Source organism: Paraburkholderia antibiotica, assembly GCF_012927125.1.
Lineage (GTDB): Bacteria > Pseudomonadota > Gammaproteobacteria > Burkholderiales > Burkholderiaceae > Paraburkholderia > Paraburkholderia antibiotica.
The window spans coordinates 243106-257318 of record NZ_JABBFZ010000003.1 but is presented as its reverse complement, the minus strand read 5'-3'; the positions used below and the strand labels follow the sequence as shown (position 1 = coordinate 257318).

The following is a 14213-nucleotide window of genomic DNA, read 5'->3' as shown; positions in this document are numbered from 1 at the left end:
TTTTTTGCATTGCCTCGCGCCGCTGGCGCGCCCTACCGACTACCCGCAGCTCACTACTTCATCTACCACTCCAACCCCTACCCCGCGCACTGCTCCGTCCGCGCGAGGCGGACGGTCCGACCCACACTGCCTGGCGTTCGCTACGTGCTTTGACGCGGTCCGCCCACGTAATCGAACACCGGCAATGTCATCAGGATGAAAACAAACGGCACGACTTCGATCGACTGATAGAAGGCCGTTTGAAATAAAGCCGCCAATACGCACAGCGAAATTCTGCTTTCGCGGCTAATGAGTTTCGTCAGCGACAGCAGCACGCCGTAATAGAAAATCGCACCCAGCAGGCCGATATTCAGAATCTGCTGCAGCACGCTCGACTCGACGATGCCGAATTCCTCGCGCACCGGATCGGGCGCCGAATTGGTGACGAGCCCGAAATACGAACCGGCGATCGCGTTGATCGGCAGCGCGAGCATCACGGCCTTGTCCCACGCTTCGGTGCGGCCTTCGTTGCCGTCCGACTGCAGGTTCGTCGCGCCCATCATCCGTTCGGTGCCGACGTTCACGACGCTATCGTTGTGACTGCTGAGCGCACCGCCGAACACCATGATCGCCATCGTCGCGAAGACGCCGGCAATGATCAGCTTCGCGTTTCTGGCGATGAAGCGGATCGGCCCCTGCAGGAACGCGAGCCCGAACGTGCCGATGATGATCAGCATGCCGCTGCGCGACAGTGCCGAGAAAATCGCGAACGAGAGTAGCGCGCACGCGATGCCCGACAACACGTTCTTGCGCACCAGATAGTCGACGCCGCACAGCGACGCGGCAATCGAAACGAACAGCGGGTAATGCAGGTAGCTGCCGGTCAGCGACGGCGCGCGCAGATTGTCGAAGCCGTAGGTCGCGCCGGGCAGATCGATCGGGAAGAGGTTCTGCTGCTGCGCGAGCGCGACGCCCGCCTCGATCAGCGCGATCAGCACGAGCCCCGCATAGGCGACGCGCGGCCGGATGAAGCGCTTCTGATAGTTCGAGATCGAATAGAAATAGATGAACAGCGTGAACACGAACACGAACAGATAGGACGGCCCGAACAGCCCCGTCACCGCAAGCGTCACGACGATCGACACCGCCACCGAGAACAGCGTGCCGAGCACGAACGCGAACGACCAGCGCCCCTCGTCGCGGAAATACGCGGCAATCGCCGAGGGCGACACGAACCACATCAGCAGTCCGACGATGCCGCCGACCTGGACCAGGTACGCGGCATCCTTGCCGATCACGTATTCGAGCACGCCACGCGTCGCGCACAGCACGACGGCAAGCAGATAAGCGAGGGTCGCAATCATCGCATCACGCCTGGTACGCGACGGACGGCGCGCTCACGCTCACCGTCCCGCCGTTGTAAAGCCGCTCGATCACGCCGGGAAACTCGTCGATCTCGCAGACGTTGAGCAGGGTGCCGTCGTGCTCGATGCCTTCCGCGCCGAGCGGCGTCGACACGACCGGCAGTTTCGCCGCGAGCATTTCCAGCGTCTTCAGCTTGACGCCGGCGCCGGAGAGCAGCGGCACCACGCCGATGTCGGCGGATTCGAAATACTGGCCCGGGTTTTCGACGAAGCCGGTCACGCAGATATCGTCGCTATTGAGGCGCTTCACGCGCTCGCTCGGATCGGAGCCGACCACGAACAGCTTCAGCGGCAAACCTCGGCGGCGCAGCGGCAGGAAAGTCGAATCGACGAAATTGAGCAGCGCCTCTTCGTTCTCGCGTCGCTGCATCGCGCCCCAGAACAGGATGTTGCCCTTCTTCACCGTGTCTTTCGAACGATGCACGCCCTGCAGGAACGCCGGCAGCGGAATCGTCACCACCTGCAGGTTATGGACGCCGGGATATAGGCCATTGATCAGCTGCGCGTCCTTGTGCGAAAGCACCAGCACCTTGTCGGCGAGCTTCAGAAGCTGTTGCTCCAGCGCGAAGGTCTGACGCGTGAACAGCCAGCCTTCGATGCTCTTGACCCGCAGCACCGCCTGGATCTGCACGTCGTGCACGCCCATCACGATGTTGATGCGATGGCCGAAACGCTCGCGCAGTTCCCGCGCATACGGAAAGCACTGCGAGAATTCGAGCCGCACCGTGTCGTAGCGATTCTTCTCGACCAGCTCGCAGATAAAGGCGCCGATCGATTTCCGGTAGCGCGAGAGCAGCCGCGGAGAGAAATTGCGCGGATCCGCGAGGAACGGCGGAATCATGTCGAACCGGCTCACCTGCTCGACGTACACGTTGCGAACGCTCGCGCGAAACTCGATATCCTTTTCGTCGATCGGCACGCGCGACAGGATCAGCACGTCGAGATCCGCTTCCGCGCTCAACCTGGTCAGGTAATCGTAGGCCAGACGGTGGCCAGCTTGTGGCGCGTTTTTCTGTGGCAGAAAAGGCGTGACAAATAGCTGTTTCATCCGAGAAACCCCTCAATCCCTTCGACTAATGGTGTTGTTGTGGGTGTCGCGTGCGGCCGCTCGCGCGGACGTGCTCGCAGTTCGGGCACGTCGCGCACGCAGCGCCGTTTTCATCGTTCGTAAGGCTTGTAGATGTAGCTCGCGTAGCGATAGCGTCCGTAGCCGTAGCTGTAGCGGCCGGGCCGCATGCGCAGACCGTTCATGATCACGCCGCGCACCGGCAGACCGACCTTCTGCATCTGCCGGATCGATTCGCGCAATTCACCGACGCCCGTCACGCCCTGCCGCGCGACGAAGAACGTCGTGCCCGCCACGCAGGCCAGCCGCATCGCGTCCGAAGCCAGCAGCACCGGCGGCCCGTCGAGCAGCACGACGTCGTAGTTGTTCGCCACCTGGCGCACCAGCGCATCGAGCCGCGTGTTCGACAGCACGTCGCTCGGGCTCGCCACCGGGCGGCCACTGGCGATGAAATCGACGCCCGAGAAACGGGTTGCGCGAATCAGCTCGTCGGCGCGCAGGGTACCCTGAATCAGATCGGACAGGCCCGGGCCGCGATCGCCGCCGAGGTGGCGATGCAGGAAGCCGCGTCGCATGTCGGCGTCGATCAGCAGCACGCGCTTGCCGGTCGCGCCGATCACCGCGGCCAGATTCAGCGCGACGAACGACTTGCCGATGCCCGGGGTCGGGCCAGTAATCAGCACGATGCGATTGCGCGCCTTGGTCATCGTGAACTCGAGCGCGGTGCGAAAACCGCGCAGGCTTTCGATCGCCGGATCGATCACCGCTTCACCCGCCAGCACGAGACTCTGCGCCTGCGGATGACGGCGGCTTTGCGCGAACTTCTCTTCCTGGCGGCTGAACGGCACGCTCGCGAAGACCGGCAGACCGGTGCGCAGCTCGACTTCGTACGGATCGTCGATCGCATCGAACAGACGCTGCCGCACCAGCGCGATCACCACGCCCACGAAGAGACCGAGCATCAGCGCCGCGGTGATGATGAGCAACGGCTTCGGCCGCACCGGCGTATCCGGCGCGACCGCGCCGTCCACCACGCGTACGTTGCCGGCCTTGCCCGCCTTGATCAGCTTCAGCTGTTCGAGCGTATTGCGCAGCGTCGTGTCGAGTTCGGTGCCGACCTGCACGTCGCGCTGCATGCGCAGCACGTTCTGTTCGAGCGGCGGCAGCATTTGCGTGCGGTTCGCGATCTGCTGGGCTTCCTGCTGCGCCGCATGCAGTTGCGCGTTGACCGATTGCACGGCCGGATGCTGGTCGGTGAAGCGCGACAGCAATTCGTTGCGCTTCTGTTCGAGCTCCGCCTGACGGGTCTGCGCCTGCACCGACAGTTGCAGCAGATTGGTCGCTTCTTCGCCGAGATCGACGGTGCCGTGCTTCGCGCGGAACTGGTTGAAACGCGTTTCCGAATCGGACAACTGCTGACGCAGTTCCGGCAGCTGCATTTCGAGGAAGCGGATCGAACGTTCGGCCTCTTCGGACTTGCGCTTCACGTTCTGGCTGACGTATTCGCCGGCGATGGTTTCGAGAATCGCACTGATCCTCTTCGGGTCGCTACCTTCGAGCGATACGCCGAGAATGTCGGACTCCTTGCCTTTTTCGGCAATGGACAGATCGTGGCGCAGCTTTTCGGTGGTAGTCAGCGCGGACTGGCGCCGCAATTCGAAGCTTGCGCCCGGCAGCGCCGAGATCCGGTCGACGAGCAGCGTGATCGGACCGTAGTTGGTGGTCGCGCTGAGCGGCTGGCCGATCGTGCCGTCGAGCTTCAGCTTGCCGTATTGCAGTTCGTAGCTCGAGCCTTCGCCCATTCTCAGCACGAACGGACGGTCGTAAAGCTCTTCGGGTACGTCGAATTTCGACACGTCGATGCTTTCGTTGCCCCACACGTAGCCGTGCGGTCCGGGCGTCGACAGATGATCCGAATGGCGGCCGAGCCAGCGGCCGAACAGCGGGAAATAGCGCGGCGTCGCCTCGATGTCGAGATTGAGCTTGTCGACCGCGCGGCCCACCACCATGCGCGAGCCGATCACCTGCGCTTCGCCGGAGGTCGCCGTCTTCACGTCGAACATCGCGGAGACGTCACCGAGCACGCTCTTCGACGTGGTATTCGCGTTCTCCTCGACCTGCACGAGAATGTCCGCGCGATAGACCGGCTGCGAGAACACCGCATAACCGATGCCGAGCGCCAGCGCCACGGCCGTGGTAATCGCGATCAGCTTGCGATTGTCGTACAGCGCATCCAGATAATTCGCGAAGCCTGCCGGCGGATGTTCGCTGTTGTTGTTCCGGCTTTCGAACGGTGCACTGCTCGGGTTCATGCGCGCTCTCCCAAAGTCTCGACGGTTTGCCACTTCAGTCCGGCGCCGGAACCAGCGCGCCACCGCTGCAATCGCCCGGCGCCCCGCCTCGTCATCGACTACCGTTTCCGCATTTACTTGCGCCCGACTCCATTTATCTGTTGATTGAGCAATTGGAGCCAGGCGATTTACGCCACATCACCTGCTTTATGTGCAAAAGCGACTATGCGAATACAGGTCTTTTTCCTATAACATCGCATCACACGCTTTCGTACGGAGACCGAAATGAAAAAACTGCTTATTGCCGTTTTACCGGTATTGTTTTCCGCCCAGGCGACTTACGCTCAAAGCATCGTGTCCGCCGCCTCGTCCGCTTACGCACCGCGCTATGTCGAGAAGAAATCGCAACTCGATGCAATGACGCCGCACGCCGCCAGTTCCGTCACGCTTTACGGTTCCGCGTCGGATTTCGCCTACGCGAAAAAGAACCGTTATGTTTCGCCCAACGTCTACACCGAATCGCAAAACAACCGTCCGAAAGCAAAGCGGCGGAGCATCACCCAGCCTGCCCGCACGAAAGATTCAGCGGACCTCTACAGCAACGATTTGTGGAATTCAGACCAGACCTACGCGTCTCCCCAGACCTCCGATCCCTACAGCGCGCGCTGAAATCCGCATAGCGCACCACCGTCTGGATCCCCCGTTTCGCCATCGTGGCCGCTTGCGGCCACGCTCGTTATGCGATGGGCTGACTGCCGGGTCCGGTAGCAGGATATCCCCCAAGCAGCCGCGTCTCGTCCGCTTTTCCACGCAAACGCCCACGACCTGCACATGCTTTTGTTCTGATGAGTACCGGCCATCGATTGGCCATTAAACCGACTATTGCCAGGTCGGTGCCGCCAAAGCGGCCTTTGAATTGCTCTCTCATGCCTCGCGCTTCAGCGCTCGATTAACGCCTTTCCTTGGCAATCATAATATTCAGAGTGGCTCTGATTACAACGTTCGGCAGCGCACACAAAAGCCGATTGCCATAGGGGTTTTGCCTCAGACGAATAACGTCATAAAAAGGGCGTCTTTTCCCGTGAATAACGCCACGGTTATAGACGCCTTTTTTCACTATCCACGCCGCTTTATTTTTATGGCGCCGGATGCGGATTATTGGTAAATCGTCCGCGCGGTCTGTCCGGCACGAAAGACACGGGGTTCTCGCCGATATGCATGATTTCGGCGAGGCGCTCCGCGTAATGCTCGGGCAGGTATTCGCCGACGTCGTAGGTTCTTTCGTCGTCCGCGAGATGCACCGCCAGCTCGTTGAGTGCCTGTTTCAGGCTGTGCGGATCGACCTGGAACTTGATCTTGTTGCCCACCGACTCCGCGGTCGTCGCCATGCTGCCGCCGTCGCGGATCAACACCGGCAAGCCGAGCATCGCCGCCTCGATCACCACGAGCGGCGCGTTTTCCGCGCCCACGGACGGCACCACGACCGCGTCGGCGAACTCGCGTATGGCCGGAAAGAGCTGCTGCTGCGGCATGCTGCCGAAGAAGATCAGCTTGCGTTGCTGGATCAGCTGCGCGTAGCGCTGCTCGATCGCCTCGCGGTCAGGACCGTCGCCATACACACCGATGCAATTGATGCGCTCGAACCCCGCCGCCTCCGCGAGCCGCATGAATTGCAGCAGGCCTTTTTCCGGCGAAATCCGCCCGACGAACGCGATATTGAAACGATCCTTGCCGCGCACGACCACGGGCGGCACCGCCTTGGGCACCGCCGACGGATTGTGCACGAGCACCGTGTTGCGAATGCCGCTGCGATGCAGCGCCTCCTCCATGAAATCGCTCGGGCACAGGATCTTGTCGAACACGCGCGCCGGCCGATAAGCCGCGCGGATCGCATGCCACCACGTCTTCGTCATCAGATCGTGCACGAAGCCCTTGGGCGTCGGCCGCAACGTGAAGATCGCGGGCGTGCGCAACACGTCGAGCGGCAGAATGATCGGATGTCCCTGCTTGTCGAAATATTGCAGCGCCGGGTTGTAGTAGACGAGGTGGTAATCGTGGCAGGTGTGATACGCGCGATAGCGCAGCGCACGCTGGTGCCGCGCAATAACCGCGAGGATCGATGGCGACAGCACGTTGTGATAGTTGTGCACCATCAGCCGATGCGGCCGGAAGCGCAGCAGCGTCTTTTCGAGCGCGCGCGCGGCGACGGTATTCCACGAGCGCGACAGCATCGTCGAGCGGGCGGAAAACTGGCTATCGTCGAAACGCTCGACCTCGACGCCCGGCAGCGTGGCCAAAAGATCGGCGGATTGCTGATATACCACTTCGGCCCCGCCCATCTGCACATAATCGTTGATCACCAGTACCCTGCAGCGCTGCATGTTGCTCTCCTGTCAAATGCACCTGCGCCGTCGCGCGAAAGATCGGACGGCCTCGAACGGACTTTGTGCTCAAAACTGCGGAAACTTGCCACGCCAGCCGCCGCCGGCTTTCAGATAACGCAGAAACAGCGCGACGCCGCTCAATTGCGCGGCGAAGCGCAGCGTCGACGCGGTGTCGTCGATGATGATCGTGCGCAGCCGGAACGGATCGGTATGCTGATCGTTCCAGCCGATATCGCAGGTGCGCGCGCTTTTGAATCCCGCCGCCCTGACGAACTCGACCTCGCGCTCGCCATAGTTGCCGTTCGGGTAAGCGAAGTGCTCGCACGGCTGCCGCAGCAGCGCCTCGATTTCATGGCGGCATTCGGTGATTTCGGTCGCGCTCTCGGCGTCGCTGCACTGCGTGAGGATCGGATGGAAGCGCGTATGCGCCTGAAAATCGATGTGTTCGCGCATCGCCTCCATCTGCTCGACCGACAAACCGGTCGCGCGATCGTCGCCATCCTGCAGATAGCCCTGCGCGGCGAGCGCGGCGAGGCGCTCGTCGTTCGTCATGTGTTTCAGGCGCTCGTGGCCCGCGCGCAACGAACCCGGATGCAGCCACCAGTGACTGCGCGCGCGCCCGACGATGCGGCTGCACAGGAAGATCGTCGGCCGCACGTTGTGCTTGACGAACACCGGCAGTAGTTGCGCGTTGCCCACATGGCCGTCGTCGAGCGTGATCGCCGCGCGCCGGCGGCCGTTGCCGGGCACGCCGACGTCGGTCAACGGCACGAGCTCGCACAGCGTCTTCAGATAGGTCAGGTGACGGTCGAGCGTGTCCGGATCGGGATCGTGATAGAGCAGCACGGCGACGCGGTCGCGCCACAGCAGCACACGCGTGAGCCACGCGAGCCCCGAAGCCACCACGAGCCCTGCCAGTAGTTCCTTGACGAGGGCCTTGCCGCGCTTCATGCGGGGGCCGCGATAGGTGTCGGCGAGGCGCGCGCGGGCACCTGCTGCAAATGACTTACTCACCTGAACGCTCCGGCAATGGCGCGTGCGCGGCGGGCCACGCGCGCTGACGTGTCCCCGCTTTCAACGAGCCCGTGAGGTGGCGCGCCACCGTCGGCGACGCGTGCTTGGTTCCATAGACGAATCGCATCACGGGCCCGAAGCTGTGCGCGGACGCGGGCCCGATCACATACAGGCCACTCACGCGGGTCTCGTAGTGCGCGCTCAGATCGGGCATGCCGCCCTGGTTCGATATCGCATCCGCCAGCTCTTTCGACAGAAACGCGTGCTGGCGCATGTCGGTCCGAAAGCCGGTCGCGGCGATCACATGATCGGCGCTCACGCTCGCTTCCTTGCCGTCGCTGAGTACGCGCAGCACCACGCGTTCGTTCTCGATCGCGGCACCGCGAAGCTCGGTGCGATGCGACAACTGCACCTTGCCGAGCACGCGATCGCGCAACCACCATGCGCCGGACGCGCCGTACGAGTGATCCATGATCTGCCTGCGCCGCGCCGGGTCGAGCATATGAAACAGACCCGGACATTCGGACAGGAACAGCGAGCGCCAGCCGCGCCCGAGCCCCGCGTCGGGCGTCTTGATGCGCGACAGCAGACGGCGACCGCCCTGCGGCCGCTCATGCCAGATCACGTGGCTTTCGCGCATCAGCACGTGCGCGCGTGCGCCGAGTTCGTTGAGCAACGCCGACAGCCCCAACGCCGACTGCCCGCCGCCGACGATGGCGATGTCCATGCCGCGCGCCCAGTCGAGATTGCCGTAGCGCTCCGAATGCGACGCATAGCGCGCCGGCAAACCTTGCAGCGCCGGCGGCGTTTGCGCAAAACCCTTCAGCCCGAGCGCGATCACGACCTTGCGCGCGGCGAGCGTGCGACCGTCGCTCAGCGACAGCTGGAATTCATCGCCGACGCGCCGCAGCGACAGCACGTCGGCCGTCTGGGTTTCGCCGACCAGATTCGCCTGGAACCACAAGCCGTACTGAACGAACGTTTCGAGCGGCAACGCCATGCCGAGCGGCCGGTAAGGCAGCCCTTTCAAACGACAATAATCTTCGAGAGTGAAACCCGCGCGCGGCGCCTGCAGGCTCGACGCGAACGCTTCGGAGCGCAGCAGCATGCCCGGCGGCATGTAGTGGCGCCACGCGCCCATCGGCTCGCCGAGAATCTGGTGAGCGACGCCCGCGGCTTTCAGATGCGCGGCCAGAGACAACCCGTAAGGCCCCGCGCCTATGATGATGGTGTCGGTCAAGGACATTTTTCTGGTCTCCAGTCAGGCTTTCGCCTGGCGCGATTCGGGCGCCCTGATCGCCTTTTTCCAGCTGCGTTTCATGCGCCGCAGCGGGTTCATCAGGCAATAGTGCTGCAGCGCTGGAAATGGATCGCTCCAGCGAAAGTAGCCGTCGAAAATCTTCGTGCGCGCGCTCAGCAACTCGGGCGGCGGCCGATCGACGAAGGTCGCGCGCCAGGCGACCGGCACGCGGCTCACCCGCTCGGGCAACTGCGGCAAACCGAGTTCATCGCGATACGCGGCAAGCGGAATGTTGACGCCGCACAGCGTCGCGATTTCCTCCTGCCAGTCCGTGCGGCCGACCGTCGGCTCGACCATCACGAACTCCTTATAGTTGTCGTCCCACTTGTATTCGATGCTGCCCATGCCTTCGAAACCGGCCTGTTCCGCGAACGAGCGCGTCAACGGCTCGAGCAGCTCGCGCGCTTCGGGCGCGGCCACGCAGATCGCGGTATTGCCAACCCCGGGCGGCGAGCTCAACACCTTGCGGCCGGTGAACATACTGACCATATGGCCGCCCCGACCGCGATAAAACAGCGTGAAATGGATGTTGCTGTCGGGCCCTTCGATCCATTCCTGCGCGATGATGCCGCCCGGCGTCGCCAGCATCGCAATCGCCCGATCGCGCGCGTCGGCGAGCGTCTCGACGCGCACCGCGCGCTCCTTCTCGCCGCGCAGCACGTTGCGCTTGTCGTCCGGTTTCAGCACGCACGGGTAGCGCAATTCGGCCAACCGACCGATATCGCCAAGCTGGTCCAGCACCACCGAGCGCGGCACCGGAAACTGATGGCGCTGCGCGAATTCATGAAAACGCGCCTTGCTCGACAGCATCTTCACGGTGTCGTCGACGGGCAGCCGGAAGTGAAACCAGCGCGCCAACGCGTCGCGATTCTCCGACACGGCATGCACGGCGTCTTCGTCGGTCAGGATCAGCACGGGCGGACAATCGAAGCGTTTGCCGAGCTCGATCATCTCGTCGACGAAAACCTTTCCGACAAAACTTTTCACCTGATGCGCGTGAACGTGACGGCACCACATTCCCGCGCGACTTCTCGTATCGATTGCCACAACCGGGATCCGAGCCCGCGCGAGCGAACGCGCGACTCCCAATCCATTTAATTCCGCACCGACAATAACGCCTGCTGATTGCCCTGCCTCGTATGCGCTCGCCATAGTGTCGATTTCCTTGCTTCGTACGTGCGTGGTCCCTCGAAACAACGCTTCGAGTCACCACGCGATCGATAGTCGAATCGGATAGAAATCCCTTTTTGTCGCCTCGCGGGGGCGCTTTGGCGTGTCAAGCTCTGGTGTTTCGGCGGAAATCCAGCATGAGCGCGGCAGGCGCGTCCTGGCACGCGCCGTGTGTCGAATCATGAGCTTTTCGATTTACCGCGGCGCGAGCATTGCGCTGCTCTCGTCGTGAATTACTCTACGTTCCCACCTGGCAGTGATACGTGCGGCGGCGCACAGAGAGCAAGAGAAAGTAAGAAAAGGTTAAATTCGCACAAAATAGGCGCGGAACCTTATTCCGTATGGGTTTAGAAGGTCTGCTTAATTGTTATGTAAAAGCGTTGCGAACGATTAATTAATCGACGCGATAATGGCGGAAAAAAACTTTCTTATCAGACTATAAAGTGCTGGATCGCACAAAACGCGCGCGCTGCGAATGATATTCGCAGCGCCGCTTGAATTACGTTATTTACCTTCCGACAAACCGCGCTCGAGCGCCGCGACACCGGCCGGCAAATCGACCTTGGCGCCGAGGTCGACCATCGTGCGGCCGAGCGCGTGCACGGTGCGAAACAGGTTGTGCTCGCGACACTGCTCGCCCATCTGACCGATACGCACGATCGGCAAGCCGAACGAGCCGGAAATTTCCACGCCATGCTGACGCGAGATGTGCGCGCACACGTCGGCAGGACTCAACCCCGCCGGCACCTCGATGCCGACCACCGAATTGAGCCGGCAATCTTCCGGCGCATACAGTTGCAGGCCGAGCGCGCTCACCCCCTGCTGCAACGCGAGCGAGCACTTCAGATGGCGCGCGAAGCGCTTTTCGAGCGTCTCCGCGCACACCAGCCGCAGCGCCTCGTGCAGCGCGAGCACGCCCGACACCGGCGCCGTGTAGTGATAGCCGGCGTTGTGCCAGAAGTTTTCCGCGAGCGACGCATCCAGACACCAGTGCGTATTGGGCACCGCGCGACCCTTCACACGCGCCCACGCGGCGTCGGAGAACGCGATCAGCGACACGCCCGGAATCGACGACAGCCCCTTCTGGCCGCCGGTAATCACCGCGTCGATACCCCACGCGTCCATTTCGAGCGGCATCGTGCTGAGCGTGCAGACCGCGTCGACGATCACGAGCGCGCCCGCCTCTTTCGCGAGCGCGGCGATGTCCTTCAGGTGATGATTCCACACCGTGTTCGAGGTCTCGCCCTGCACCACGGTGACGATCTCGGGACGCTCGCGACGGATCGCGTCGGCAACCTGCTCGAGACTCGCGACGCTACGATCCGCGACCTCGAGCGTACTCACGCGCGCGCCGACGCGCCGGCCCATCTCGCCCATGCGGTCGCTGAAGAAGCCGTTCTTGATGCACAGCACGCGCGTGCCTTCCCACGCGAGATTGGAAATCGCCATTTCCATCGCGCCCGATCCCGGTCCCGCGACGCCGAGCACCCACTTCGACTGCGTCTGGAACACGTAGCGCGCCATCGTCTTCACCTGGTTCACCACCTTCGCCATCGTGCCGCCCAGATGGTTGATCACGATCGCGTTGGCCTTCGCAACCGCGGCGGGAATCGGCACGGGGCCGGCACCCATCATCAGCAGCGGTTCTTCGGGAAGGATGGCGTCGAGCGATTCGACGATCGGACAGGGTACGGACGAAGCTACGGTGGTGGAATTCGGCATGATCGGTACGTAGTGAATGCGTGGAGACTGAAGCGCAAGGGAAAGAACGGCCCCGGCGGCAGGCTTGCCGTCGGGGCCGTTCGTCCGATCATTCACCGAACCGCGCGATTGCGCAAGTTTTTTGGCTGGCGTAGCGCCCGCGCCGTCACTTCACCCGGGTCTTGTCGAGTTTGCTGCCGGTCGCCGCGTTGAAGCGCTCGACGTACTCCTCGATCAGCTTGCGCATGGCGCGGCCGATCTGCCGGTAATCCGACTCGTTCAGATTAGCGAGCGACACGCGCCCCGACGGATGCTGCGTGCCGAAGCCGCGTCCCGGCAGCAGCACTACGCGTGCCTCGCGCGCGAGCCGGAACAGCAGCTCGGACGGCTCGGTGTTTTTCAGCAGCCAGTCGACGAACTCACGGCCATACGCCCTTTCGCCGAGGAACTCGATGTCGACGATCGTGTAGTAGTCGACCTGGTTCGGATCGTCGTCTTCGAACGAGATGCCGACCTCTTCGTACAGCGCCTGCTTGCGCTTGCGGATCAGGCGCTTGAGCGCGTTCTTGTACGCGTCGGGCGTGTCCATCAGCGAGAACAGCGAAAACAGCACCATCTGCACCTGCTGCGGCGTCGACAGCCCCGCCGTGTGATTGAGCGCGACCGTGCGGCTGTCGGCCACCAGGCGGTCGATAAACTTGAGCTTGTCGGGCTCGGTCGTGATCGACTCGTAGCGCGTGTGCAGCTGCTTCTTCGCATCGGCCGGCAATTCGCCGAGCAGGCGGTCGAGCACGTTGTCGCGATGCGTCGCGACCGCGCCGAGCCGCCAGCCGGTCGCGCCGAAATACTTCGAATACGAATAGACGAGGATGGTGTTTTTCGGCGCGAGCGCGAATAGCGACACGAAGTTGTCGGCGAAGGTGCCGTACACGTCGTCGGTGAGCAGGATCAGATCGGGCCGTTCGGCGACGATGTCGGCGATGTGCTCGAGGCTCGCATCGTCGATTTTCACCGAGGGCGGGTTGCTCGGGTTGACGAGGAAGAACGCCTTCACCTTCGGGTCGCGCAGCTTGTCGAGTTCCTTCTTCGAGTATTGCCAGCCGTTCGCGACGTCGGCTTCGAGATTCACGACCTTGAGCTGGTAGTCGTTCAGGCGCGGAATCTCGATGTACGGTGTGAAGATCGGCATGCCGAGCGCGATCGTGTCGCCGGCCTTGATCAGATGATTCTCGCGCATCGTGTTAAAGATGTAGGTCATCGCCGCGGTGCCGCCCTCCACCGCGAAGATGTCGAATTCACCGACGAACGGATGCTTGCCGATCATCTCGCGCCGCAGGTACTGCCCGACGATAATCTCGGAGAGCTTCAGCATGCGGTCCGGCACCGGATAGTTCGACGCGAGAATGCCCTCGCACATTTCATACAGGAAGTCGCCGGCGGAAAGCCCCAGTTGATCGCGCACGTACGACACCGCGCCGCGCAGAAAGTCGATGCCGGGCACGCCACGGTTTTCGCGCAGGAACAGATCGAAGCGTTCCTCCAGGCCATCGCGCCGCGGAAAACCACCGACGCCTTCCGGCATGTACGCGAACGAGCGCTCCGATTCCCGCATCGCGAAGAGGCCAAGTTGCCAGAAGCCGTGGCGCGGAATCGTCGCGAGAAAGTTCGGATTGCCGCGGCCGGCGTTGAGCATCGCCGCGTTGGCGGGCCGCTCCACCGCGCCGCCGCCCGCGGCCTTGATCAGTTCGTCCTTCAGTTCGAACGGGCTCAGCGCGGCCAGCCCGGCCTGCGCCGCCTGCGCGTCCGAACGCTTCTTGTCGCCCTTCTCTTTTGCCATGATGGGTTCTCCAGTGACGAGGTGAAAGACGCCGGCGTGGCGACGAA

General features: G+C 62.8%; 10 protein-coding genes. 1 reads left to right on the top strand and 9 read right to left on the bottom strand.

Annotated features, from left to right (window positions below):
* Positions 1-140: 140 nt before the first annotated feature.
* From HHL14_RS08025 to HHL14_RS08015, 3 genes are all read right to left on the bottom strand, one after another.
* A complete protein-coding gene (locus HHL14_RS08025; protein ID WP_169497056.1) occupies positions 141-1343 on the bottom strand; it encodes a hypothetical protein in 1203 nt (400 codons plus the stop codon).
* 4 nt (positions 1344-1347) lie between these two features.
* Positions 1348-2451 (bottom strand): glycosyltransferase, encoded by a 1104-nt coding sequence (locus HHL14_RS08020; RefSeq protein WP_169497055.1) that lies wholly within the window; start codon positions 2449-2451, stop codon positions 1348-1350.
* 110 nt (positions 2452-2561) lie between these two features.
* Positions 2562-4781 (bottom strand): GNVR domain-containing protein, encoded by a 2220-nt coding sequence (locus HHL14_RS08015; protein WP_169497054.1) that lies wholly within the window; start codon positions 4779-4781, stop codon positions 2562-2564.
* 264 nt (positions 4782-5045) lie between these two features.
* Here HHL14_RS08015 and HHL14_RS08010 point away from each other — a divergent pair, with 264 nt between their 5' ends.
* The gene (locus tag HHL14_RS08010) at positions 5046-5429 is read left to right on the top strand and encodes a hypothetical protein (protein ID WP_169497053.1); all 384 of its coding nucleotides are present in this window, start codon (positions 5046-5048) and stop codon (positions 5427-5429) included.
* A gap of 467 nt (positions 5430-5896) precedes the next feature.
* On the opposite strand, the gene HHL14_RS08005 is transcribed toward HHL14_RS08010, so the two are convergent.
* The 6 genes from HHL14_RS08005 to HHL14_RS07980 form a co-directional block, all read right to left on the bottom strand.
* The gene (locus HHL14_RS08005) at positions 5897-7141 is read right to left on the bottom strand and encodes a glycosyltransferase family 4 protein (protein ID WP_169497052.1); all 1245 of its coding nucleotides are present in this window, start codon (positions 7139-7141) and stop codon (positions 5897-5899) included.
* A 69-nt stretch (positions 7142-7210) separates the two neighbouring features.
* Positions 7211-8095, bottom strand: a complete 885-nt coding sequence (locus tag HHL14_RS08000) for a polysaccharide deacetylase family protein (RefSeq protein ID WP_169497266.1) — start codon at positions 8093-8095, stop codon at positions 7211-7213.
* A gap of 55 nt (positions 8096-8150) precedes the next feature.
* Entirely contained in the window at positions 8151-9404 is a 1254-nt protein-coding gene (locus tag HHL14_RS07995; protein ID WP_169497051.1) for an NAD(P)-binding domain-containing protein, read from the bottom strand.
* Positions 9405-9419: 15 nt separating this feature from the next.
* Positions 9420-10610: a carboxylate--amine ligase gene (locus HHL14_RS07990; RefSeq protein ID WP_206002245.1), complete on the bottom strand. Its 1191-nt coding sequence runs from the start codon at positions 10608-10610 to the stop codon at positions 9420-9422.
* A gap of 522 nt (positions 10611-11132) precedes the next feature.
* On the bottom strand, positions 11133-12350 hold the full coding sequence (locus HHL14_RS07985) for a pyridoxal-phosphate-dependent aminotransferase family protein (RefSeq protein ID WP_169497050.1): 1218 nt from the start codon (positions 12348-12350) through the stop codon (positions 11133-11135).
* A gap of 145 nt (positions 12351-12495) precedes the next feature.
* On the bottom strand, positions 12496-14166 hold the full coding sequence (locus HHL14_RS07980) for a bifunctional aspartate transaminase/aspartate 4-decarboxylase (RefSeq protein ID WP_169497049.1): 1671 nt from the start codon (positions 14164-14166) through the stop codon (positions 12496-12498).
* Between the last annotated feature and the right edge of the window lie 47 nt (positions 14167-14213).